This is a genomic window from Variovorax sp. PBL-E5 (genome assembly GCF_901827185.1).
GTDB lineage: Bacteria > Pseudomonadota > Gammaproteobacteria > Burkholderiales > Burkholderiaceae_C > Variovorax.
In genome coordinates this window covers 3,647,223-3,670,122 of record NZ_LR594671.1, presented here as the reverse complement: position 1 = coordinate 3,670,122, position 22,900 = coordinate 3,647,223, and the positions used below count along the sequence as shown (strand labels likewise).

Below are 22,900 nucleotides of genomic sequence, written 5' to 3'. Positions count from 1 at the left end.
TCAGTGGGCCGGCTCGTCCTGCGCTTCGGCCTGGAGCGCGGCGAGCGCGCCCGCCTCGTCCAGCGACAGCACGTGGTCGACGTCGAGCAGGATCACGAAGCGGCCCTTCACCTTGCCCATGCCCTGGATGAAGTCGCTGCGGATGCGGGCGCCGAAGTTCGGCGGCGGCTCGATGTCGGCCGGTGCGATGTCCAGCACCTCGTTGACCGCATCGACCATCACGCCGATGACCTGGCGCTCGCCGCCGGTCTCGACTTCGACGATCACGATGCAGGTGCGCTTGCTGACCTCGCTCGAAGGGCGGCCGAAGCGCGCCAGCAGGTCCATCACCGGCACCACCGCGCCGCGCAGGTTGATCACGCCGCGCACGCTGGCGGGCATCATCGGCACCTCGGTCAGGCTGTGGTATTCGATGATCTCCTTGATCGCCAGGATGCCGATCGCGAAGGCCTCGCCGGCCAGCATGAAGGTGAGGTACTGGGCCGGCTCTGCGGAGGCCGGCGCGCCGCCGGCGAGCCGGGCGGTCTGAGCCAATGCATTCATCGCGCCGGCTCCTCAGAACCTGGCGAACTGCGATTCGTCGGGCGCATCGACGCCCGCGAAGGCGAGGGCGCCCACCGGCGCGAAGCCGCCGCCCGTGCCTTTCTTCGCGGCGGCGCTCTTCTTCGCCGCGGCCGGCTTGCCTTGCGGCTTGCCGCGCGCCGGTGCGGCCGGGGCGCCGGCCAGCTTGAAGAAGGACATGGTCTGCTGCAGCTGCTCGGCCTGGCTGCTCATCTCCTCGGCCGTGGCGGCCAGCTCCTCGGAGCTCGACGCGTTCTGCTGCGTGGTCTGGCTCAGCTGCGTGACCGCGGAATTGATCTGGCCGACGCCGGAGGACTGCTCCTCGGAGGCCGCCGTGATCTCCTGCACCAGGTCCGAGGTCTTCTTGATGTTGGGCACGATCTGGTCGAGCAGCCGGCCGGCCTTCTCGGCCAACTCGACGCTGGAGCTGGCGACGGTGCCGATCTCCTGCGCCGCGACCTGGCTGCGTTCGGCCAGCTTGCGCACCTCGGCCGCCACCACCGCGAAGCCCTTGCCATGCTCGCCGGCGCGCGCCGCCTCGATCGCCGCGTTCAGCGCCAGCAGGTTGGTCTGGTAGGCGATGTCGTCGATGATGCCGATCTTCTGCGCGATCTGCTTCATCGCCAGCACGGTGGCTTTCACCGCCTCGCCGCCTTCGCCGGCCTCGCCGGCCGCCTGGGTCGCCATGCCGTCCGTCACCTTCGCGTTCTCGGTGTTCTGCGAGATCGAGGCGGTCATCTGTTCCATCGATGCGCTGGTCTCCTCGACGCCGGCGGCCTGTTCGCTCGAGGCCTGCGACAGCGACTGCGCCGTGGCGCTGACTTCCTCGGACGCACCGGCCAGCGCCTCGGCGCCGCTGTTGACTTCGGTCACCACGCGCGAGAGCTTCGCCACCGTGTTCTGCATCGCCTGCAGCAGCTGGCCGGTCTCGTCGCGGCTGGCGGATTCGACCTGCACCGTGAGATCGCCCTCGGCCAGCCGGTTGGCGACGTCGACGGCGCGCGCCAGCGGCCGGGTGATGCCGCGGCTGATGAAGAAGCCGAGCGCGATGCCGAACAGCACGCCGCCGGCGATGATGCCGATCATGGTCGTGCGGCTGGCGCGGTAGAGGTTGTCGGTCTCTTCCGCCGCGCGCCGGGCGCCCGCTTCCTTCTGCTCGATCAGCTCGTCCAGCATGGTGTCGAGCTTGTCGGCCTTGTCGCGCACCTGGTCCATCGCCTGCATCAGCGCGTCGTCGCGTTCCTGGAACTTGCGCGTCGCGGCCAGCGACAGCGCGCGCTGCATGTCGCGCTGGTACTCCTGCGCGAGGCTGTTGAAGGTCGAGAAGATCTCCTTGGCGCGCGCGTTGGCGAACAGCGGCTGCGCCTTCTCGATGAAGTCCTTCATCGCGGCGCTGCTCTTGTCGATCTGCGCCTGCTGCTTGTCGCGCTCTTCCTGCGACGTGGCCAGCAGGTAGTTGGAGCGCGCGCGGCCGGCGTAGATCAGGTGCACGTTGGCTTCCTTGACGTGCGAGAGCCCCATCAGCTCGTTGTTGTACATGTCGTCGGCCTTCTCGTTCATCTGGCTGGTGTTGCTGATGCCGATGAAGCCGACGACGGCGCTGATGCCCGCCACCAGCACGAAGCCCGCGATCAGCCGCACGCCGATCTTCAAGTTGCTGAACATGGTTGTCCTTTCTGGAGTCTGGAGAGGCCGCCTCAGGCCGGAACGGCGACTGCTGCGGAGGAAGAGAGGGAAGAAATCGGATGGCCCGTGGCCGCCAACACGCGGGTGGCCTGCTGCATTAGCATCGGCACATCGAGGATCAGCGCGACATCGCCGCTGCCCAGGATGCTGGAGCCGCTGATGCCCTGCACCTGGGCGAACATCTTCGACAGCGGCTTGATCACCGTCTGCGCCTCGCCCATCAGCATGTCCACCACCAGGCCGAACTTCTGCCCGGCATGCTTGACCACGACGATGTTCTGGCGTGCGGCGGGCGGGCCCGCGACCTCGAACAGCGTGCGCAGCCGGATGAAAGGCAGCACCTGGCCGCGCAGGTCGATGTAGTCGTGGTCCGCTTCGGCGGCGAACTCGACGCATTCGTCCACCACGTCCAGCGGCACCACGAACACCGACTTGCCGACGCCGACCTGGAAGCCGTTGATGATCGCCAGCGTGAGCGGCAGCCGCACGGTGACGGTGGTGCCCTGGCCCGGCCGGCTGTCGATGCCGACGCTGCCGCGCAGCGCGCTGATGTTGCGCTTGACCACATCCATGCCGACGCCGCGGCCCGACAGGTTGGTCACCTGCGCGGCGGTGGAGAAGCCGGGCTCGAAGATCAGCGCGTAGATCTCGGCGTCGCTCAGGCTGCGGCCGGCCTCGACCAGGCCGCGCTCGACGGCCTTGGCCAGGATGCGGTCGCGGTCGAGGCCGCCGCCGTCGTCGCTGACCTGGATCACGATGCTGCCCGAGTCGTGGTACGCATTGAGCGCTACCGTGCCCTGCGGCGGCTTGCCGCGCGCGGCGCGCAGCTCGGGCGCGTCGATGCCGTGGTCCATGGCATTGCGCACCAGGTGCATCAGCGGGTCGCCGATCTTCTCGACCACGGTCTTGTCGAGCTCGGTGTCCTCGCCGCTGACGCCGAGCGCGATGTCCTTGCCGAGTTCGCGCGCCACGTCGTGCACCACGCGATTGAAGCGGCCGAAGGTGGCGCCGATCTTGACCATGCGCAGCTGCAATGCGCTGTCGCGCACTTCCTCCACCAACTCGGACAGCGTGGCATGGCTTTCCTGCAGCTCGACATGGCGCGTGCGCCGCGCGATCAGGTTGGCGCCGGCCGCGGCGATGATCAGCTCGCCGACCAGGTTGATCAGCCGGTCGAGCTTGTCGGCATCGACGCGCACCGACTGGCTTTCCGGCGCCTTGGCGTCGCGCGGCGGCTTCGGTGCCGGTGCCGATGCCGTCGCGCGGTGTGCGGGCGATGCGGCCTGCGGCGCGGCTTCGATGCCGGGCGCGGGCGTGACACGCAGTTCGCAATCGTCGATCACGAACTCGAACACGTTCTCGATGGCCGCCCGTCCGGCCTCGCTGGCGAACAGGATCCGGAAGCCGAGTCCGCACGATTCCGCGTCCAGCGCTTCGAGCACGGGCACGCCGTCGTGCAGCGTGACGATGTGCTCGATCGTGCCCAGCGTCGCCAGGTAGCGCAGGAAGGACAGCGGGTCCATGCCGTTGCGCAGCACACTGTCGCCGAAGCGCAGCGCGATGTGCCAGCGGGCGGTGTCGCCGTCCGCGCTGGCGACGACCGGACCGGCGGCGGGTGCCTGGTTGCCGGCGCCGAGGTGGTCGTGCAGCCGCTCCAGCAGCGCGGCGCCGTTCTTCTCGTCCTCGGCCGCGAGCGCGCGGCCGCCCGACTCGGCCGCGTCGACCAGCCGGCCGATGTGATCGGCGCAGGCCAGCAGCAGCTCGATCAGCGGCTCGCCGAGCGGGATGGTGCCGCTGCGGACTTCGTCGAGCAGGCTCTCCACCACGTGGGCAAAGGCCACCAGCGCATCCAGGCCGAACAATCCGGCCGAGCCCTTGATGGTGTGTGCGGCGCGGAAGATCGCGTTGACGCTTTCGGTCGTGTCGTCCTCGCCGGCGATGCGCAGCAGCGCGGCCTCCATGTCCTGCAGCTGTTCGCGGGCCTCCACGAAGAAGGTCGGCAGCGCGTCGTCGAAGTTCATGCGGGCTCCTGCAGCAGCGCGCTCGCATCGAGGCCGAGGAAGCGCAGGGATTCGGCCACGGCCGGCGCGATGGCGCACACGTGCAGCACGCGCTGCGCGGCCGATGCGCTCTTCGCGGCAGCGATCAGCAGCTGCACGCCGGCGCTGTCGATCTCGGTGACGGCCGACAGGTCGAGCGCGATGTCGCCCTCGCTGCCGGCCAGCGCGGCCAGCAGGCCGGTGCGCAGCTCGGCGGCGCGATAGATCGTCATCTCGCCCTCGATCGCATGTGCAACGCTCATTGGTGCACCCTTGGCGCTTCGCGCCTTCCCGCCAGGCGGGGGCGAGCTTGCCTGGGGCGGCCCGGCGCGGCGCTCATGGCAGCACCAGCTTCTGCACCACCGCCAGCAGCTGCGGCGGGTTGAAGGGCTTGAGCATCCAGGCCTTGGCGCCGGCGGCCTGGCCTTCGCGCTTCTTGCCCTCCTGCGACTCGGTGGTCAGCATCACGATCGGCGTGAACTTGTAGGCCGGCAGCTCCTTGATCTTCTTCACCAGGCTGATGCCGTCCATGTTCGGCATGTTCACGTCGCTGATGATCAGGTGCACCTTCTGGCCGCCGAGCTTCTTCAGCGCATCGACGCCGTCGCAGCCCTCGATCACGTCGTAGCCGGCGCCCCGCAGGGCAATGCTCACCACCTGCCGCAGCGAGGTGGAATCGTCGACGATCATGATGGTCTTGGCCATGATGTTTCCTGGGGGCTCCGGGGAGGGGATCAGAAGAAGACGACATCGCCGGAGGCGGCCGCGGGGGTCGCGGCGCCGGTGTCGCCGCTGTGCGTGGCGCGCTCGTCGGCCATCGCGTAGCTCTTCTCGAGTTCGGACAGCAGCGCCGCGGCATCGATCGGCTGCAGCGTGCCGGCGCGCTCGAAGTGCTGGCTGCTGTCGGCCAGCAGCACCGGCAGGCGCTCGATGCTGTGGCGCACGTGCGTCATGCGCTGGCTCACGCGGTCCTGGAACTGCAGCTGCACCAGCGCTTCGACGATCTCGGACTGGATGCCCACGCTTTCCTGCTTGAGCACGTCGGCGGAGGCTTCCAGCACTTCGGTCACGCTGCGGAACTGGGCCAGCACGCCGTTGATCGCGGCTTCGGAGGCGACGGCGGATGCCGCCTCGCGCCGTGCCGAGGCCTGCGCGCTGTCGCGCGCCGCGGCGATGGCGGCGCTGATGATCTTCACTTTCTCGGTCATGTGCTTGCCGGTTTCGGCCGACATGGCCGAGAGCTTGCGCACCTCCTGCGCCAGCACGCCGAAGCTGCGTCCGCTGTCGCCCGCATGCGCAGCCTCGATGCGCGCATTGATCGCCAGCAGGTTGGTCTGGGCCGCGATGCTCGCGACCTCGAGCGCCATCTGCTGCAGCTCGTCGACGAAGCGGCCCAGGCTCTGCACCTCGGCATGCATCGCGCCGTTGCTGGCCATCGCGGCGCGCAGCGAATCGAGCACGCCGCGCAGTTCGAGGCCGCTGCGCTCGAAGACGCCGGCCACGCCCTGGTCGCCGCCCTGCATCGATGCCTTGAGCGCCTGGTCCAGCCGGTCCACGATGCCGGCGAAGCGCTGGGTGAGCGCGGCCACGGCATCCTCCATCTGCGCGCGCGAGCTTTCGATGTGCGCGCTCCACACCGGCAGCAGGTCGCGGCCGAGCCGGTCGGTGCCGGCGACGAAGCTGGCGGTCGCGCCGTGTGCGGCGGCCTGCTGCCGCAGCCGCTGGCGATCGGCGAGCACGCCGGCGCCGAGCAGGCCTGCGGCGCCGAGCGCGCCCCACACGGTCCATCCGCCGGCACCGAGCACGCCGATGCCGCCGGCCAGGCCGATGCCGGACGAGTGGAAGCGAGCCAGCGCGTCCTTGCCCGACGGCCACCACGCCCTCGCGAGGAAGGTCGGTCGTAGCGCTGCGCTGAGTGAGATGAAAGCCATGGCCTCTCTTCGGAATGAGTTGTCTGGTTCCGAATGTACGAAGCAGCGGCCGCTTGCAATGGGTCGATCAGCGGCACAAAAGTCCTGCAGATCGCGGGATCGGGCGCTTTGCGGCATCGCCCAAGTTCCTCCCAGATTGGTGGAGATCATTCGCTTCTTCACTCGGTGCTGGACCACCAAGGACTCTCATGAAATTGACATCGATCTGCGGCGCGATCGCGTGCGCCGCCCTGCTTCAAGGCTGCGTCATCGTGCCGCCACCGCCACCGCCACCGCCAGCGCCGCCGATGGCGATGGCGTTCGGCGAGAACCTGCCGCCGCCCGGGATGCGCGAGGCCTGCGATGGCCAGGAGGAGGGCGCGGCCGCGCAGCTGCTCGAGCGGCGCGGCGAGCGTGTCAACGGCATCTGTGCGCGGAACCCGGACGACACGCTGTCGTTCAGGTCCGCGCCGCATCAGTGAGCTTTCGACATGGACACCGGCAGCATCGGGCTTGCCCTCATCGTCGTTCTCGTGCTCGTCGCGTTCTGGCGCTCGCTCGCAGCCAACGTGGCGGCCTCGGCCTCGGCCATGCCGTCCGCGGCCGACACCGTTCGCGCGCCGCAGGCCGCGCCAAGCCGGCCCGAAGACCTGCGCCTGCTGCTGGATGCGATGTCGCGCAGCTGTGCGCCCAGCCTGCATCGCGGCGGCATCCATCTGGACATCCGCCTTCCGCGCGAGGCCTTGATCGTCTGCGTCGCGGAGGACGACATGCATGCGCTGTTCGTGCGCATCGCCGAGCATGCGTCGCAGGTGCTGGACGAGGGCGCGACGCTGCGGGTGCTCGCGTGCGCCGAAGGATCACAGGCCGTGGTGCGCTGGATCGAATCGGACACGGCCCAGGGTCGGCCGCAGCTCGCGCAGTTCCTCGATGCGAAGGACCGTGGCCTGTCGGCCAGTGCGCTCGCGTGCGAGCGGATCGCCCATCGCCACGGCGGGCGCATCTACGCGGCGCCGTCGGTGCTGGGCGGACTGGGCCTGACGCTGCGCCTTCCGCTGCAGGGCGCAGCGCCTCCGAAGTCCAACGCGCCGCGCGGGAGCGCGACCGCCCCATGGGCCTCGCATGCGCTGCGCAGCATGGGCTGCGCGGCGCTCTTCTCGGTCACCGCCTGCCAGGACCACGGCGGCGGTGTCGAGGCGAACGCGCCCGAGAGCCTGTCGACGCTGGCGCCGATCATGGCCATCGAACGGTCAGCCCTGCCCATCGTGGTCTCCGCCCAGCCGGACCGTCGCACGGCGCGGACCCTGCCGCCGCGACTCGCAGGCTCCGGCATCAGCGTCGCCGACGGTCCCGGGGTGGCCGACAATTGAGGTGCACCATCGATCCGGGCCGCGCCGGCCGGGCTCCCGCCGAGCCTCGGCCGTCGGCGCTCCCGCCACCATGCATCCTCTGACACTCTCGAAAAAGATCTTCCTGGCCCTGGCGACCTTGCTGGTGGTCCTGCTGCTGATCTTCGCGGGCTTCTCCATCTTCGGGCTGAAGCGCGGGCTCGGCCCCTATGTGGCCGAGATCGAGATCCGGCGCATGGACTGGCTGGCGCAGATCCTGCAGGTGCACTACGCGGGCCGTGGCAACTGGGACAGGCTGCGCGACGTCGAGGCCTGGCGTCGGATCGAGATGGGCGACATCGGCCTCGGCGCCAGCGTGACGGACGGCGTGGCGAACGATGCCGCCGATCGCCGGCTGCCGCCCTGGTACGCGCGCCAGCTGCCGCCCGGCTTCGGCAACTGGCCGCCGCCGCCGCCGCCGATGGCCGGGTTCTTCGAAGGCACCCGCGAGCTGCCCGATTCGCCCGACTCGGTCTACCAGCGTCTCGGTCTGCTCGATGCGGCCGGCAAGCCGGTGGCCGGAACCACCGGCGATCTGGCGGACGCCGCGCGATTGCCGCTGCACCAGCATGGCCGCACCATCGGCTATCTCGTGCTGTCGCCGCTGAAGGGGCTGGAGAGCGAAGCCGACCGCGCCTTCCTGGCGCGGCAATCGGGCTTCGTGATGCTCACCGGCGTCGCCGGGCTGGTCTTCGCGCTGGCGATGTCATGGCTGCTGGCGCGGCGCTGGTTCGCGCCGATCGACGACCTGATGCAGGGCGCCGAAAGCGTGGCGCGCGGGCGGCTCGGCACGCGCGTGCCGGTGCGGGGCTCGGACGAACTCGCGTTGCTGGGCCGGACCTTCAACTCGATGGCCGAGCGCCTGGACACCATCGACGCCTCGCGCCGCACCTGGCTCGCGAATGCGGCGCACGAGCTGCGCACGCCGCTGGCCGCGATGCGCGCCGAGATCGAGGCGCTGCAGGACGGCGTGCGCAGCTTCGACGACAAGACCGCCCTGCGCCTGCACCGGCAGGTCATGCGTCTCGCACAGCTGGTCGACGACCTTCGAAGCAGCATGCACGAGGCGGAGGATCAGGCACCGGTCCGGGCGCCGGTCTTTCCGCTCACGGTGCTGGCCGAAGCGCTGGCCGCCACGCGCGCGCGTTTCGAACAGCACGGCATCGCGATCGAGGCGCCCGGCGTCGGGCCGTCGAGCGCGGTCTGGAAGACGGTGGTCGACGGCGACAGCCGGCAGCTCCATCAGGTGTTCGGCAACCTGCTGGAGAACACGCTGAGCTACACCGATGCGGGCGGCTGCCTGCGCATCGATGCGAGCGTGGCCGAGACCGCGGACGGGCGCCGGCTGGTGCTGCACTTCGACGACAGCGCGCCCTGTCCCGCGCCGCAGGACATGCCCCGGCTGTTCGACCGGCTGTTCCGTGCCGAGGCCTCGCGCGATCGCGCCTCCGGCGGATCGGGCCTGGGCCTGTCGATCTGCCGCACGATCGTGGAGGTGCATGGCGGCAGCATCCAAGCCTCGGCCTCGCCGCTGGGCGGGCTGCGCATCACCCTGGTCCTGCCGCTGGGAGGCCACGCATGACGCGCATCCTGATCGTGGAGGACGAGCAGGACATCGCCTCGGTGCTGCAGGATTACCTGCGCCATGCGGGCTTCGAGACCGAGCACGTGATGGATGGCCGCACGGCGCTCGAGCGCATGCGGGCCGCGCCGCCGGACCTGAGCCTGCTCGACGTCATGCTGCCGCAGCTGGACGGCCTGGCCGTGCTGCGCGAGGCCCGCGCGCATTCGAGTCATCCGATCATCATGCTGACGGCGCGGGTCGAAGAAGTGGACCGGTTGATCGGTCTCGAGCTGGGCGCCGACGACTACATCTGCAAGCCCTTCTCGCCGCGCGAGGTGGTGGCGCGCGTGCGCGCGGTGCTGCGCCGCTTCGCTGCCGGCGGCGCCGAGGCGGCGACCGCCGCGCAGGCCGGCGCGCTGGCGCTGGACGAGACGCGCTGGCACGCCGCGCTCGAAGGCGCCACGCTGCAGCTCACGCGCAGCGAGTTCCGGCTGCTGCAGGCGCTGGCGAAATCCCCCGGGCGCATCTTCTCGCGCGGCCAGCTGCTCGAACTGGCCTACGACGATGCGCTGGACGTGACCGAGCGCGCGGTCGACAGCCACGTCAAGAACCTGCGCCGCAAGCTGGCGGCCGCGGCGCCGGGGCACGAGTGGATCCGCTCCGTCTACGGCGTCGGTTTCTCGTTCGAGGCGAGGCCCGGCAGCTAGGGCGCCGCGCGCCGCATGCTGCGGTGCCCCGCGTCATGCAGGGCACACGCGCTTGTTGTAATGTGGCGGACCACTGCGTCCTTCACAATCGCCGCCATGGACCCCATCACCTCGATCGATCGCTACGAACCCGATTACACCCAGACCTGCGAAGTCTGCGGCGGCACGCCCGTCGTCACGGGCACGAAGGCCGGTCAGGTGGTCTACAGATCCACCATGTGCGGGCCCTGCCTGTGGAGCGAGCCCAAGGCGGCCGACCCGGCGACGTGGAACGAGGACGTGGCAAGTTAGGCGTCTGCGCGGCGCTCAGTCGTCGCGGCCTGCGGCCGGCACGCGCGTCGCGAGCGGCGCAGGGTGGTAGTCGGGCCGCAGGTGGCAGCCCTTGCCGAAGGTGGGCTCCATCTGCGTGCACAGCTGCGCCACTTTCTGCGGCGTCGGCCGGTCGCCGCGTTCGACCCAGTCGAGCAGCGCGTGCATGAGCGCGGGATATTCGGCATCGCTCAGGTAGCTGTGCTCGGATTCGTCGGCGAAGTTCTGCACCAGCCATTGCGAGGCGCCCGCGCTGTCGACGATCTGGCGGTAGGCGCTTTCGAGTTCGACGAAGGCCGTCGGGTCGTGGATCGCATGCAGCGTCAGCACAGGCAGCCGCAGCCGGCCGCTCGGCCGGCTGTCCGCTGCCAAGGCGCCGACGGCCTGCGGATCGGCCTGGTAGCGCAGCACGCCGGCGTTGAGCGCGGCGTCATCGCTCGACCCGCTGTAGACCACGTGCGCATTGCCGAAGGGGTTGCGGTTGCCGAGGCGCTTCTGCGTCAGGTCCTGGAACAGCCAGGTGGCCCAGTTGAGGTGCGAGACCAGCGTGCGTTCCGGAATGCGCACCACCGACAGGATGGTCTTCAGATGTGCCTGCTGTTCGGGCGTGCGCTGCGCGGCCGGCAGCCCGACGCCGGTGCATGCCTTGACGCGCGCCGCCAGCTCGGCGCGCGTGAGTTTCGAATCGAGCGGCAGGCCCTGCCACAGCGGGTACTGCGGCTCGTCGGGCCGCGGGTGGTTGTGGCACACATACTGGTAGACCACGCGCAGGTCCAGCCGGAAATCGTAGGCATTGCCGCCACCGCCGAGCACGCCGCTGGTCAGCAGCACGCCGTCGTAGGCAGGACGCTCGCCGGGCACCGGGCCGTAGGTTTCGGCCGCCTTGGATGCGACGCCGCCGCCATAGCTCTGGCCATGCAGGATGGTGCGCTCGGGCTGGCCGAAGCGCTGCACGAAGAGGCGGCGCAGGCGTTCGGTGTCCTCGCCCGACATGGTGATGCCGTAGCCGCCGCGCCGGTAGGTCGAGCCGGCCCAGGCATAACCGGCCTTCACCATCACGGACCAGCGCTTCAGGTCCTCGGCGCCGCGCTCGAGCGTCGGCGCGCCGACTTCGGGGCCGCCGTGCGCATGCATGACCAGCACGTGACGATCCCAGTGCGCAGGGATCGCGATCCAGTAGAACGCGCCCTCGCGGTCGCGGCCGTTGTAGCAGTGCGCGTCGGCCGGCACGGTGGCGGGGCAGGTCGCGCTTTGCGGCTGAGTGGCGGGCTGCATCGGCCGTGCCGGAACGTGCGCGGCGAGCATGGCCAGCGACAGTGCAGAGGCGAGGCGGGCGATGAAAAGGACGGTGTTCAATGGATGTCTCCTGCGTGATGACGGGATCGTGTCGCGGACCTCAGCGTGCCACGTGCGCGGTCTTCGCGTTGACGATTTCCTCGGGCTCCTGGGCCTCGATCCAGCTCTCGTTGTTGAGCCCCGCCTGCAGCCGCGCCTCGTCCAGTTCGTTGGTCCACTTGGCCACCACGATCGTGGCCACCCCGTTGCCGATCAGGTTCGTCAGCGCGCGCGCCTCCGACATGAACCGGTCGATCCCCAGGATCAGCGCCAGCCCCGCCACCGGCACGTGCCCCACCGCCGACAGCGTCGCCGCCAGCACGATGAAGCCGCTGCCCGTCACACCCGCCGCTCCCTTGGACGTCAGCACCAGCACCGCCAGCAGCGTGATCTCCTGCACCAGCGTCATCGGCGTGTTGGTCGCCTGCGCGATGAACACCGCCGCCATCGTCAGGTAGATCGACGTGCCGTCCAGGTTGAACGAATAGCCCGTCGGGATCACCAGCCCCACGCAGGTCTTCCTCGCCCCCAGGTTCTCCATCTTCTCCATCATGCGCGGCAGCACGGATTCGGAGGACGAGGTGCCCAGCACGATCAGCAACTCCTCCTTGATGTACTTGATGAACTTCCAGATGCTGAATCCGTGCAAGCGCGCCACCAGCCCGAGGATCACGAAGATGAACAACAGGCACGTCAGGTAGAAGGTGCCCATCAGCTTGCCCAGCGAGAACAGCGAGCCGATGCCGTACTTGCCGATGGTGAAGGCCATGGCGCCGAAGGCACCGAAGGGGGCCAGCTTCATGATGTAGTTGACGATGGTGAAGAGCACGTGCGAGCCCTTCTCGATGACGTCGAAGACCAGCGTGCCGCGCCCGCCGAAGCGGTGCAGCGCGAAGCCGAACAGGATGGCGATCAGGAGCACCTGCAGGATCTCGCCCTTGGCGAAGGCGTCCACCAGGGTGTTGGGGATGATGTTGATGAGGAAGTCGACGGTGCCCTGCATCTTGCCGGGGCCGGTGTAGGCGGCGATGGACTTGGTGTCGATGCTGGCGGGGTCGACGTTCATGCCGGCGCCGGGCTTCAGAAGGTTGACCAGCAGCAGGCCCACGATCAGGGCGATGGTGCTCATGACCTCGAAGTACAGCAGGGCCAGGCCGCCGGTCTTGCCGACTTTCTTCATGTCCTCCATGCCGGCGATGCCGACCACGACGGTGCAGAAGATGATGGGGGCGATCATCATCTTGATGAGCTTGATGAAGGCATCGCCCAGGGGCTTCATGGATTCGCCCACCGAGGGGTAGAAGTGGCCCAGCAGCACCCCGATGATCACCGCGGCGATCACCTGGGCGTAGAGGGAGCGGTAGAGGGGCGGCTTGCGCGGCGGCGCTGAAAGGGACATGGTCAATTGCGGACTCCGAGTTGAAGAACGGCGCCGGTGCCGCTGGCAGGAACGAAGCCCAGCAGGCCGGCGTTGTAGATGAGGTTGCCCGCGCTCGTGCCGGTGCTCTGCACCACGCCGAGCACCGGGTTGTCGTAAGCCAGCGTGCCGCTCGCGCCGCCGAGGTTGAAACTGCTGCCGCTCACCGTGGCTTCCGAGGCGCCGCCGTTGTTGTCGGCGGTGACGAAGTGCCCGTCGGCCGTGCCCGGGCTCAGCGTGGTCTGCGGTGCATAGAGGCGCATGCCATAGCTGGTCGCCGATTCGCGCACCAGGAAGATCGGCACCGTGACTGCGCCGACCTGCCCGAAGATCGCCGAGCCGCTCGGCGTGCCGCCGGTGGTCACCGCGCCGCCGGTCGGCGAGGTGGCCAGCATGTCGAAGGCGTTGCGCGCACTGTTGTACGTGAGGTAGCCCTTGGTGGTCGAGGTGCAGTTGGCGTCGTAGGTGATGAAGCCGCCGCTGACCGGGGCCTGGCACGACTGGAAGGTGCCCGCATTGCGTACGCGCGACGAGGCCGTGTAGGCGCTCGCGGCACCGGCGCTGCCGTACTGCACGCCGACCACGTTGAAGATGTTGGCCACCGGATTGAACACCGCCGGTGTCGCGGCGTTCTGGAAGGTGTTCTGGAACGCGATCAGCGGCACGAAGCTCGCACCCGTCGGCGCCGCGACGCCGCCCTGCACCGCGCCGCCCGCGCCGAAGGTGAAGCCGGCGCCGTTCTCGCCGCTCGTGTAGTTGCAGTTGCCGTTGGACACCAGCGTGCCGTTGCGCTGCGTGCCGGCCGCGCGCTGCAGGCTCGCATCGATGGTGACGGTGTAGTGCAGCGTGGTGGGATCGACCGCCAGGCTGAGCTCTTCGCCGAACAGGTCGCCGCCCTTGTACGTGGTCGCGCTGGCCGGCAGGTTCGGACAGGCGAGCGGGTCACCGACCTCCTGCACGCAGCTGTAGTTGACCGCCGCGTCCATGCTGCCGCTGCCCTTGAACTTGGGCCAGGCCGGGAACTGGCACAGCGGCCGCGTGCGGCCATAGGTGCCGGCCACGCTGTCGGCGACCACGCCGGTCGCGGGCGCGAGGCCATGCTCGACCCAGTTCTCCAGCGCCGCGAGCGAATCCCAGGCGGGGATGAAGACGCCGGTGCCATGGCCCATGCCCGGCACGGTGTAGAAGCGGATGCCCTGGTCGACCGCGGCCTGTCCCAGCGTCGCGATGAGGCGGCCGTAGTAGTCGATGGTCGAGTTGTTGCTGATCACCTCGTCGGCCAGGCCCTGCATCATGATCAGCCGACCGCCGTGCGCGAGAAAGGGCGAGAGGTCGGCGTTGGTCGCATCGGTGATGGCCGAGACCGCGGCCACGCGCGCGGTGTAGGCGCCCGGGTCCAGCGGGTCGAGCGTGAGCGTGTCGAAGCTCGCGTTGCGCGTCACGAAGTACTTGGCCCATTGGTCGCCGGTGACGTACATGTTGGCATCGGCCGTGCTCGCCGGATTGCCCGGCACCGCGCGCGTGCCGAGGTCACGCGACGTGAAGGGGCCGGCCACCAGCGCACCTTCGAGCAGGTTGTAGCCGCCCGCACGCGTCACGCCGTTGGCCAGCGTGTAGTGGGTGAAGACCAGCGGCGACTCGATCGCGCGGATGCTCGCGAGCTGCGGATCCGACAGGCAGGTGTCGCCGTTGTCGGTGCCGCCCGCGCAGCGCAGCGAGGCCAGGACCTGTGCGTTGAGCTGGCGGCAGCTCTCGACGTTGCTGACGATGCCGTCGGTCGCGCCATCGAGCCGGTCGCAGGCCGCCAGCACGGTCTTCTGCACCAGCAGCGTCTTGGCGAGGTTGACCCAGCCCACGCCGCCGTTGGCATAGAGCGCGCGGCCGACCGCGACGTTCGACAGCCGCGTGCCGGTGTAGTTGAGCGCGGGCTCGTTGGCGATCACGCCGTCGTAGTCGTTCGGCCAGCGCTGGATGTGCAAGAGCGCGTCGCGCCCGCCGGTCGAGGTGCCGAGGAAATAGGCCTTGGCCGGCGCGGTGCCGTAGCGCGCCTTCACCAGCAGCAGTGCCACGTCGTGCGTCTTCTTGAGCGACTGGCCGCCGTAGTTGGCGAGCGCCTCGTCGTTGGCGGCGAACTTGCCGTCGGTGATGCTGCTGCTCTGGTGGCCGGCATCGTCGCCGAAGGTGGCGTAGCCGAGCGCCAGCGGCGTCGGCTTGTCGGCCGGGCCGAAGCGCACGGGCTCGGTGCCGTCGATCAGCACGCCGTCGAAGCCGCCGCCGCCGAAGTGGATCACCTTGCGGTTCCATGCGTCCGGCAGGTTGACCGCGAAGGTGATCGCGGGCGCCTGCGGATCGACCGGCTGGATCGTGCCGCGCAGCTGGCAGTAGTCGCCCGACACGTTGCCGGCATCGGCGGCCGCGATGGCGTTGGCGCTGGTGACGACGGCGCCCTGCGTCGGCAGGCCGATCTGGCCGGCGCCGATGGCCATGCCGGCGAGCGAGGCGCAGCTCGCGACCGGCACGACGGGCGTGCCGGGCGGCGTGATCGGTTCATCCGGCTCGGAGCCGCCTGCAGGCGGCGTGGCCGTGCCGCTCGACGGCGGCAGCAGCGCGAAGCCGTTGCCTCCGCCGCCCCCGCCGCCGCAGGCGGCAAGCATCGCGGACAGGCCGAGGATGCACAGGCGTGCGCCGGCATGGCGCATCGAACGCAAGGATGAAGAAAGGCGCGACAGGCGCATGGTGTGTGTCTCCGGCGCGAGGCCTCGCAGGGCCTCTTGAATGAAGGGCGGGCCGAAGATAGTTGGCAGGGTGACTTAGCGTCAAATAAAATAAAGAGCCACTTTCGATATGAAAAAAATATGGAGATGAGACCGCTTCGCTACTTCGCGGCCGTGGCCGAGACCGGCCACATGACACGCGCCGCGGAAAATCTCGGCATCCAGCAGCCGCCGCTCAGCCAGCAGATCAAGGCGCTCGAGCGCGAGCTCGGCGTCGAGCTGTTCCGCCGCCATCCGCGCGGCGTCGCGCTGACCGAGGCGGGCCGCCAGTTCCAGATCGAGGCCACGCGCATGCTGCAGAACATGGAGGCCATGCAGCAGCGCATGGCGCGCGTCGCGCAAGGGCAGGAGGGCGCGCTGTCGGTCGGCTTCACCAGCTCGGCCGCGGCCCACCGCTTCATGCCCGAGGCCTTGCGCGCCTTTCGGCGCACCTATCCCAAGGTCGAGCTGCAGCTGCGCGAGAACAACGCGGCCGAACTCACCGAGGCGCTGGCGGCCGGCCGCCTGCATTGCGGCCTTTTGCGCGTGCCGGTCGCGCGGCCCGAGGGCTTGCTGTTCGAGACGCTGCTGCGCGAGCCCGTCGTGGTCGCGATGCCGAGCGACCATCGCTATGCGCTCGCGCGCGTGGGCAAGCGCGCGCGGCCGCTGTCGCTCGCGCAGCTGTGTGCCGAAGGGCTGATCCTCGTGCGCCGGCCCGGCGCACCCGGCCTCTATGCCGACCTGCTCGCGCTGTGCCACGCGAAAGGGCTGCAGCCGCGCGTGGTGGCCGAGGTCGATCGCATGATGACCAACCTCAACCTCGTCGCCGCGGGCGTCGGGCTGTCGGTAGTGCCGGCCTCGATGACCGGCGCCCACGCGCACGCGATCACCTACTGCGCGCTGGCCGGCAGCGGCGCGCTGGATGCGCCGATCACGCTCGTTCGCCGCAACGACGAAGACAACCTTCCGGCGCGCCACTTCGCGGCACTGCTGCGCGAGCTCGCGGCACGATGAGCCTGCGGCGCCGCGATCTCGCGCGGCTGGCGCTGGGCAGCGCGGCCTTGCAGGGCATCGCACCCGCGTTGCGTGCGGCGCCGGAAGCCGCGCCCTGGCCGAGCCGGCCGGTGCGGCTGCTGGTGGTCTATCCCGCAGGCGGCGTGAGCGATGCGACGGCGCGTGCGCTGGCCGAACAGCTCACGCCTGCGCTCGGCGTGCCGGTGCTGGTGGAGAACCGGGCCGGCGCGGGCGGCAGCGTCGGCATCGAGGCGCTGGCCCGCGCGGCACCCGACGGCCACACGCTGGCCTTTTCCGCGCTGAGCCCGGTCACGCTGCATCCGCTGCTCGTGCACACCGCCGCCGACCCGCTGCATACCGTGGTGCCCGTCGCGAGCGCGATGCGCACGCCGGTGCTGGTGGCCGCCACGCCGGCCTTCGAGGGACACAGCTTCGACGACCTGATCGCGCAGGCGCGCGCGAATCCGGGCGCCGTGCGCTGGGCCAGCTCGGGCGTGGCGACCGTCGGCCACATGGTGCTGGCGCAGGTGCGCATGCAGAGCCGCATCGCGATCACGCACGTGCCTTACCAGGGCGGCGGCCAGCAGCTCAACGATGCGCTCGGCGGGCAGTTCGAGGTGCTGTCGACCAACGTCGCCGCGCTGCAATTGCAGTATCTGCGCGCAGGCCGCCTGCGTGCGCTGGCCGTCGGCGCGCCCGAGCGGCTCGACGTGCTGCCCGAGGTGCCGACGCTGGCCGAGCTCGGCTATCCGCAAGCCAACCTCGTGTCGCTGTTCGGCATCTTCGCGCCGGCGCGCACGCCGGCCGCGGTGGTGGAGCGGCTCAATGCCGAGATCAACCGCGCGCTCGACAGCGAACTCCTGATCGCGCGGCTGCGCGTGGCGCACAACATCGCGGCGCACGGCAGCGTCGAGGCCTTCGCGTGGGAAGCGGCCGAGGACCGGCGGCGCAATCGCGTGTTGGTTCGCAGCCTGGGGATGCGGCTCGATTAGGTGTGGTGCAGGATGGCGGCCCGTTCGGGCATGTCTGCGATTGCGATGTAGTGTGTTGAGCCACCAATCTCACGAAGCACGGCTTCGATCTGGCGGACGCGCAGCAGGTGATCGAAACCGGGCAGACCGTGCCTTTCGAGGATCGGCGGTTCGGCTACGACGAAGAGCGATTCGTAACGCTGGGCCCGCTGGAGGGCACGATCGAGGTGATCGAGACCACGGAAACAGGCGACCACATCCGCGTTATCTCGATGCGAAAGGCAGATCGACATGAGCAAAAAATCTACCATGACAACCATCGATGATGATGCGCCACTGCGCGCGGCAGACATCAAGGCCAACAAGCTCGTACTACGCAAGCGCGGCCGGCGGGCAGGTGCTACCGCGCAAACAGCGCGTCAATATCTTCCTCGACGGCGCGGTGGTCGAGTACTTCAAAGAGAAGGCAGGCGACCGTGGCTATCAGACCTTGATCAACGATGCGCTCAAGCACGCGATCGACGCGGAGTCGCTGGAGACCGTGGTCAGAAAGGCCATTCGCGAAGAGCTTTGCAAGGGCGTCTGAACGGTTTTGGCCCAGCCTCCATACATCCGAGGTGTTCAACTTCTTGCTGTACGTAAAACCAAGGGAGGGTCAACTCTCGGCCCCAAAGTTCTTTTAGATCGACCGTTACATCGCCAATGAGAAAGGCCCCGTTGTTATCGTCTGGACAGCAACAGGGCCTTATCTATATTGGTGCCGGAGAGATGAATCGAACACCCGACCTTCTCATTACGAATGAGCTGCTCTACCGACTGAGCTACACCGGCTAAGCCCGCGATTATAGCGGTTCGTGGTACCCGGTCAGCCGCTCGACCTCATTCTTCGATCCAAGCACCACCGCCACCCGCTCATGGAGCTTCGTCGGCGCCAGGTCGAGGATCCGTTGCCGCCCGTTGGTGGCGGCACCGCCGGCCTGTTCGACCAGCCAGCTCATGGGGTTGGCCTCGTACATCAGGCGCAGCTTGCCGGCCTTCTCGGGCTCGCGCTTGTCCCAGGGGTACATGAAGACGCCGCCGCGCATCAGGATGCGGTGCACGTCGGCGACCATGCTGGCGATCCAGCGCATGTTGAAGTCCTTGCCGCGCGGGCCTTCCTTGCCGGCCAGGCATTCGTCGATGTAGCGCTTCACGGGGGCGTCCCAGTGGCGCATGTTGCTCATGTTGACCGCGAATTCCTTCGTGTCGGCCGGGATCTGGATGTCCTCCTGCGTGAGCATGAAGGAGCCCTGCTCGCGGTCGAGGGTGAACATGGCGACGCCGGCGCCCACGGTCAGCACCAGCGTGGTCTGCGGGCCGTAGATGCAGTAGCCCGCGGCGACCTGCCGGCTGCCGGCCTGCAGGAAGTCGGACTCCTGCACGCCAGGCGTGTCGTCGGGCTTCTTGAGCACGCTGAAGATGGTGCCGATGCTGACGTTGACGTCGATGTTGCTGGAGCCGTCGAGCGGGTCGAACAGCAGCAGGTATTCGCCCTGCGGGTAGCGGTTGGGCACCACGTAGATGCTGTCCATTTCCTCGCTGGCCATGGCGGCGAGGTGGCCGCCCCATTCGTTGGCCTCGATCAGCACCTCGTTGGCGATGATGTCGAGCTTCTTCTGGATCTCGCCCTGCACGTTCTCGCTCTCGGCCGTGCCGAGCACGCCGCCGAGCGCGCCCTTGTTGACGGCCTGGCTGATGCTTTTGCAGGCGCGCGCGACGACTTCGAGCAGGAGGCGCAGTTGCCCGGGGATGAGGCCGTCGGCGCGTTGCTGTTCGACGAGGTAGCGGGTGAGTGAAATCTTGTGGTGTTGAGCCATGGATGAATCAGAGAGAAATGGTTCGCGGCCGAGGCTCAGCCCGCCAGCGCTCGTGTGACGACTTCGTGCGTGTCCTTGCTGAGGTCGGGTTTGGCGGCCACGCGCGCGATCGCCTCGCGCGCCGCGCTGCGGTACGGCTCGGCCAGCTTGCTCCAGCGGTCGAGCGCGCGCGCGAGCCGTGCGGCCACCTGCGGGTTGATGGCGTCGAGCTCGATCACGCGGTCGCTCCAGAACACGTAGCCCGCGGCATCGGGCCGGTGCAGCGCGCCGGGGTTGGCGCTGCAATAGCTGAAGATCACGCTGCGCGCGCGGTTCGGGTTCTTGATCGAGAAGTCGGGGTGCTTCATCAGCTGTTTGACCAGCGGCAGGATGTCGCCGCCGCGGTCGGGCGCGCCGGCCTGCAGCGAGAACCACTTGTCGATCACCAGCGCCTCGTCTTTGAAGATGGCGTGGAAGCGCGCCAGCGCCTGCGCTGCCAATGCATGGCCCGAGGAGACCAGCGCGCTCAGCGCATTGAAGCGGTCGGTCATGTTGCCGGCGTCCTTGAAGCGCTGCAGCGTCTTGCCTGGCCACACGGCATCGCCCGAGGCGCGCGCCGCGAGGCACAGGTGGGCGAGGGCCAGGCCCGCGAGCGCGCGGCGGCCCGACGAGGCCGGGTCGGGCCGGTAGGCGCCGGTGTCGTGGTTCTGCGCGTAGGCCTCTTCCCATTCGGCGAAGAGCGCGGTGGCCAGCTGCGCGCGCATGCCTTCGCGCACCGCGTGCACGCGCTGCGGATCGACCGATTCCAGGTGCTCGGCGATGTAGGTCTCGGAGGGCAGGGTGAGCACCAGATCCTTGAACGCGGCATCGAGCTTCGGATCGCGCAGCACGCGGCGCATCGCTTCGATGTACGCATCGCCGAGCAACGCCTGCGTGCCGTCGGCGGCGGGCGCGTTGATCGCCTGCATCGCCGAGCGCAGCGCCAGGCGCTGGCCGGCTTCCCAGCGGTTGAAGGGGTCGGGGTCGTTGGCCAGCAGCGTGAGCAGCTGTTGGTCGCTGTAGTCGTGGTCGAGGATCACCGGCGCGCTGAAGCCGCGCAGGATCGAGGGCACCGGCTCGGCATCGACGTCGACGAAGACGACCTGCTCGCTGTCGCGAGTGAGAACCAGCGTGCGCGTGCCCTGGCTGGCGCTCTGTTCGCCCTCGAGCCGCAGCGGCAGTTCGCGGCCGTCGGCGCTCAGCAGGCCGAGGTTGACCGGAATCACGAAGGCTTCCTTCACCGGCTGGCCCGGCGTCGGCGGGCAGCTCTGGATGAAGTTCAGCGTGTAGGTGCGGGCCTGCGCGTCGTACACGCCCTGGGCCGCGAGGCGCGGCGTGCCGGCCTGGCCGTACCAGCGCTTGAACTGCGGCAGGAGGCGTGCGAGGTCGGAGTCGGGGTTGGCATCGGCGATGGCCTGCGCGAAGTCGTCGCAGGTCACGGCCTGGCCGTCGTGGCGCTCGAAGTACAGCGTGATGCCGCGCTCGAAGCCCTTGCGGCCGACCAGCGTCTGCATCATGCGCACCACCTCGGCACCCTTCTCGTAGATGGTGACGGTATAGAAGTTGCTGATCTCGATGTAGCTGTCGGGCCGCACCGGATGCGCCATCGGCCCCGCGTCCTCGGGGAACTGCGCGGTGCGCAGCACGCGCACGTCCTCGATGCGCTTGACGGCGCGCGCCGAGGCGTCGGCGCACAGGTCCTGGCTGAACTCCTGGTCGCGGAACACCGTGAGGCCTTCCTTGAGCGAGAGCTGGAACCAGTCGCGGCAGGTCACGCGGTCGCCGCTCCAGTTGTGGAAGTACTCGTGGCCGACCACGCTTTCGATGTTGCCGTAGTCGGCATCGGTGGCGGTGGCCTGGTTGGCCAGAACGTACTTCGTGTTGAAGATGTTCAGTCCCTTGTTCTCCATCGCGCCCATGTTGAAGTCGCTGGTGGCGACGATCATGAAGCGGTCGAGGTCCAGCGGCAGGCCGAAGCGCGCCTCGTCCCAGGTCACCGAGTGGATCAGCGAGTTCATCGCGTGCTCGGTCTTGTCGAGGTCGCCGGCGCGCACGTAGACCTGCAGCAGATGGTCGCGGCCGTTGCGCGCGCGGATGCGCTGCTCGCGCGCCACCAGCTTGCCGGCGACCAGCGCGAACAGGTAGCTCGGCTTCTTGAAAGGATCGACCCATTTCGCGAAGTGGCGGCCCTCGGGCAGCTCGCCTTGCTCGACCAGGTTGCCGTTCGACAGCAGCACGGGATAGGTTGCTTTGGCAGCGCGCAGCGTGACCGTGTAGCTGGCCATCACGTCGGGCCGGTCGAGGAAGTAGGTGATGCGGCGGAAGCCCTCGGCCTCGCACTGGGTGAAGAAGGTGTCCTCGCTGACGAACAGGCCCATGAGCTTGGTGTTCTTGGACGGGCAGCAGGTGGTGAAGATCTCGAGCTCGAAGGTCTCGGGCAGGTTGTCGATCACGAGCTGGTCGGCCTCCATGCGGAAGGACGCGCCCTGGCCGTCGACCAGCACGCGCGCGAGGTTGAGCTCATCGCCGTCCAGGCGCAGCGGCTGCGCGTGCACGTCGGGATTGCGGCGCAGGCGCATGCGGTTGAGCACGCGCGTCTTGGCCGGATCGAGGTCGAAGGTCAGCTCGACGGTGTCGATCCAGTAGGCGGGGGCGGCATAGTCCTCGCGACGGATCGCGACGGGCTGGCCTTGGGCATCACGCAACAGCATCGAGTGTCTCCAGAAATTTTGAGTTTGCGAGTTCTTCGTAGTCACGCACGGCCGCGATCACGTGCGGCCCTGCAAGTTGTTCGGCGCTGTGGCTGCTGCAGATCGCCACCGCCTGCATGCCGCCGCGGCGTGCGGCCTCGATGCCGAAGGGCGCGTCCTCGAACACGATACAGCGCGACAGCGACACGCCGATGCGGCGCGCGGCTTCGAGGAAGATCGCCGGCTGCGGCTTGCCGGGCAGGCCTTCGTCGCCGCCGACGATGGCGAGCGGCGGCGGATCGAGCGCCAGCAGCGACATCGTGAAGGCGATGTTGTGCTTGTCGCCGGCCGTGCCGACCGCGGTCTTCAGGCCGCGCGCGGCCGCCGCGCGTGCGAACGCGCGAAAGCCCGCGACCTCGCGGAACTCGGCGCCGAAGAGCTCGCGGTAGATCGATTCCTTCTGGTGCGTGATCTCGGCGCTCTCGGCTTCGCTGACTTCGCGGCCCATCAGCTCGCAGGCGCACTCGAAGGCCGTGCGGCCGTTGGTGCGGCGCATGAAGTCGGGGATGTCGATGGCCAGGCCGTGGCGGCGCCCGAACTCGACCCACGCCCTGGCGTGCCAGGGCATGGAGTCGACCATGGTGCCGTCCATGTCGAAGATCAGCGCGTCGGTTCTCTTCAC

The 22,900-nt window shown here is 69.0% G+C and carries 21 protein-coding genes and 1 tRNA gene; 9 read left to right on the top strand and 13 right to left on the bottom strand.

Annotated elements, in window-relative coordinates; translation table 11 throughout:
- The 6 genes from WDLP6_RS17885 to WDLP6_RS17860 all read right to left on the bottom strand — a co-directional run bounded on the left by WDLP6_RS17885 (nt 1) and on the right by WDLP6_RS17860 (nt 6,217).
- On the bottom strand, nt 1-543 hold the full coding sequence (locus WDLP6_RS17885; RefSeq protein ID WP_162568486.1) for a chemotaxis protein CheW: 543 nt from the start codon (nt 541-543) through the stop codon (nt 1-3).
- 12 nt (nt 544-555) lie between these two features.
- Nucleotides 556-2,226, bottom strand: coding sequence for a methyl-accepting chemotaxis protein (locus tag WDLP6_RS17880; RefSeq protein ID WP_162593427.1), 1,671 nt, complete (start codon nt 2,224-2,226; stop codon nt 556-558).
- Between the two features lie 32 nt (nt 2,227-2,258).
- Nucleotides 2,259-4,268, bottom strand: a complete 2,010-nt coding sequence (locus WDLP6_RS17875) for a chemotaxis protein CheA (protein WP_162593426.1) — start codon at nt 4,266-4,268, stop codon at nt 2,259-2,261.
- The gene (locus WDLP6_RS17870) at nt 4,265-4,549 is read right to left on the bottom strand and encodes an STAS domain-containing protein (RefSeq protein ID WP_162593425.1); all 285 of its coding nucleotides are present in this window, start codon (nt 4,547-4,549) and stop codon (nt 4,265-4,267) included. The genes WDLP6_RS17875 and WDLP6_RS17870 overlap by 4 nt, the downstream gene beginning before the upstream one ends.
- Nucleotides 4,550-4,622: 73 nt before the next feature.
- Nucleotides 4,623-4,991, bottom strand: a complete 369-nt coding sequence (locus WDLP6_RS17865) for a response regulator (RefSeq protein WP_162568482.1) — start codon at nt 4,989-4,991, stop codon at nt 4,623-4,625.
- A gap of 29 nt (nt 4,992-5,020) precedes the next feature.
- Nucleotides 5,021-6,217: a methyl-accepting chemotaxis protein gene (locus WDLP6_RS17860; protein ID WP_162593424.1), complete on the bottom strand. Its 1,197-nt coding sequence runs from the start codon at nt 6,215-6,217 to the stop codon at nt 5,021-5,023.
- Nucleotides 6,218-6,405: 188 nt separating this feature from the next.
- On the opposite strand from WDLP6_RS17860, the gene WDLP6_RS17855 reads away from it, so the two are divergent.
- The 5 genes from WDLP6_RS17855 (at nt 6,406) to WDLP6_RS17835 (ending at nt 10,146) form a co-directional block, all read left to right on the top strand.
- The gene (locus WDLP6_RS17855; protein WP_162593423.1) at nt 6,406-6,678 is read left to right on the top strand and encodes a hypothetical protein; all 273 of its coding nucleotides are present in this window, start codon (nt 6,406-6,408) and stop codon (nt 6,676-6,678) included.
- 9 nt (nt 6,679-6,687) lie between these two features.
- Nucleotides 6,688-7,566, top strand: a complete 879-nt coding sequence (locus WDLP6_RS17850; protein WP_162593422.1) for a hypothetical protein — start codon at nt 6,688-6,690, stop codon at nt 7,564-7,566.
- 70 nt (nt 7,567-7,636) lie between these two features.
- Entirely contained in the window at nt 7,637-9,166 is a 1,530-nt protein-coding gene (locus WDLP6_RS17845) for an ATP-binding protein (protein ID WP_162593421.1), read from the top strand.
- Entirely contained in the window at nt 9,163-9,855 is a 693-nt protein-coding gene (locus WDLP6_RS17840) for a response regulator (RefSeq protein ID WP_162593420.1), read from the top strand. Before WDLP6_RS17845 ends, WDLP6_RS17840 begins: the two co-directional genes overlap by 4 nt.
- 96 nt (nt 9,856-9,951) lie before the next feature.
- A complete protein-coding gene (locus tag WDLP6_RS17835) occupies nt 9,952-10,146 on the top strand; it encodes a hypothetical protein (protein ID WP_162568476.1) in 195 nt (64 codons plus the stop codon).
- Nucleotides 10,147-10,161: 15 nt separating this feature from the next.
- Here the strand turns inward: WDLP6_RS17835 and WDLP6_RS17830 are convergent, their stop codons facing one another.
- The 3 genes from WDLP6_RS17830 to WDLP6_RS17820 form a co-directional block, all read right to left on the bottom strand.
- The gene (locus tag WDLP6_RS17830) at nt 10,162-11,469 is read right to left on the bottom strand and encodes a hypothetical protein (protein ID WP_162595140.1); all 1,308 of its coding nucleotides are present in this window, start codon (nt 11,467-11,469) and stop codon (nt 10,162-10,164) included.
- Nucleotides 11,470-11,560: 91 nt separating this feature from the next.
- The gene (locus WDLP6_RS17825; protein WP_162593419.1) at nt 11,561-12,898 is read right to left on the bottom strand and encodes a dicarboxylate/amino acid:cation symporter; all 1,338 of its coding nucleotides are present in this window, start codon (nt 12,896-12,898) and stop codon (nt 11,561-11,563) included.
- Nucleotides 12,899-12,900: 2 nt separating this feature from the next.
- The gene (locus tag WDLP6_RS17820; protein WP_232077104.1) at nt 12,901-15,651 is read right to left on the bottom strand and encodes a tannase/feruloyl esterase family alpha/beta hydrolase; all 2,751 of its coding nucleotides are present in this window, start codon (nt 15,649-15,651) and stop codon (nt 12,901-12,903) included.
- A 120-nt stretch (nt 15,652-15,771) separates the two neighbouring features.
- On the opposite strand from WDLP6_RS17820, the gene WDLP6_RS17815 reads away from it, so the two are divergent.
- The 4 genes from WDLP6_RS17815 (at nt 15,772) to WDLP6_RS17800 (ending at nt 18,240) form a co-directional block, all read left to right on the top strand.
- Nucleotides 15,772-16,683 carry a LysR substrate-binding domain-containing protein gene (locus tag WDLP6_RS17815; protein WP_162593418.1) on the top strand — a complete coding sequence of 304 codons (912 nt, stop codon included), beginning with the start codon at nt 15,772-15,774 and terminating at the stop codon, nt 16,681-16,683.
- Complete coding sequence (locus WDLP6_RS17810) at nt 16,680-17,675, top strand: Bug family tripartite tricarboxylate transporter substrate binding protein (RefSeq protein WP_162593417.1); 996 nt, start codon at nt 16,680-16,682, stop codon at nt 17,673-17,675. The genes WDLP6_RS17815 and WDLP6_RS17810 overlap by 4 nt, the downstream gene beginning before the upstream one ends.
- 107 nt (nt 17,676-17,782) lie before the next feature.
- The gene (locus WDLP6_RS35505; protein ID WP_443083417.1) at nt 17,783-17,980 is read left to right on the top strand and encodes a BrnT family toxin; all 198 of its coding nucleotides are present in this window, start codon (nt 17,783-17,785) and stop codon (nt 17,978-17,980) included.
- Nucleotides 17,977-18,240 (top strand): BrnA antitoxin family protein, encoded by a 264-nt coding sequence (locus WDLP6_RS17800; RefSeq protein ID WP_197910166.1) that lies wholly within the window; start codon nt 17,977-17,979, stop codon nt 18,238-18,240. The genes WDLP6_RS35505 and WDLP6_RS17800 overlap by 4 nt, the downstream gene beginning before the upstream one ends.
- Nucleotides 18,241-18,409: 169 nt before the next feature.
- Here the strand turns inward: WDLP6_RS17800 and WDLP6_RS17795 are convergent.
- The 4 genes from WDLP6_RS17795 to WDLP6_RS17780 all read right to left on the bottom strand — a co-directional run bounded on the left by WDLP6_RS17795 (nt 18,410) and on the right by WDLP6_RS17780 (nt 22,900).
- Nucleotides 18,410-18,485, bottom strand: a tRNA-Thr gene (locus WDLP6_RS17795).
- Nucleotides 18,486-18,496: 11 nt separating this feature from the next.
- Entirely contained in the window at nt 18,497-19,510 is a 1,014-nt protein-coding gene (locus tag WDLP6_RS17790) for a class 1 fructose-bisphosphatase (protein WP_162593416.1), read from the bottom strand.
- 35 nt (nt 19,511-19,545) lie between these two features.
- Nucleotides 19,546-22,239, bottom strand: coding sequence for an aminopeptidase N (gene pepN, locus WDLP6_RS17785; protein WP_162593415.1), 2,694 nt, complete (start codon nt 22,237-22,239; stop codon nt 19,546-19,548).
- Complete coding sequence (locus WDLP6_RS17780) at nt 22,226-22,900, bottom strand: HAD family hydrolase (protein WP_269475578.1); 675 nt, start codon at nt 22,898-22,900, stop codon at nt 22,226-22,228. Before WDLP6_RS17780 ends, pepN begins: the two co-directional genes overlap by 14 nt.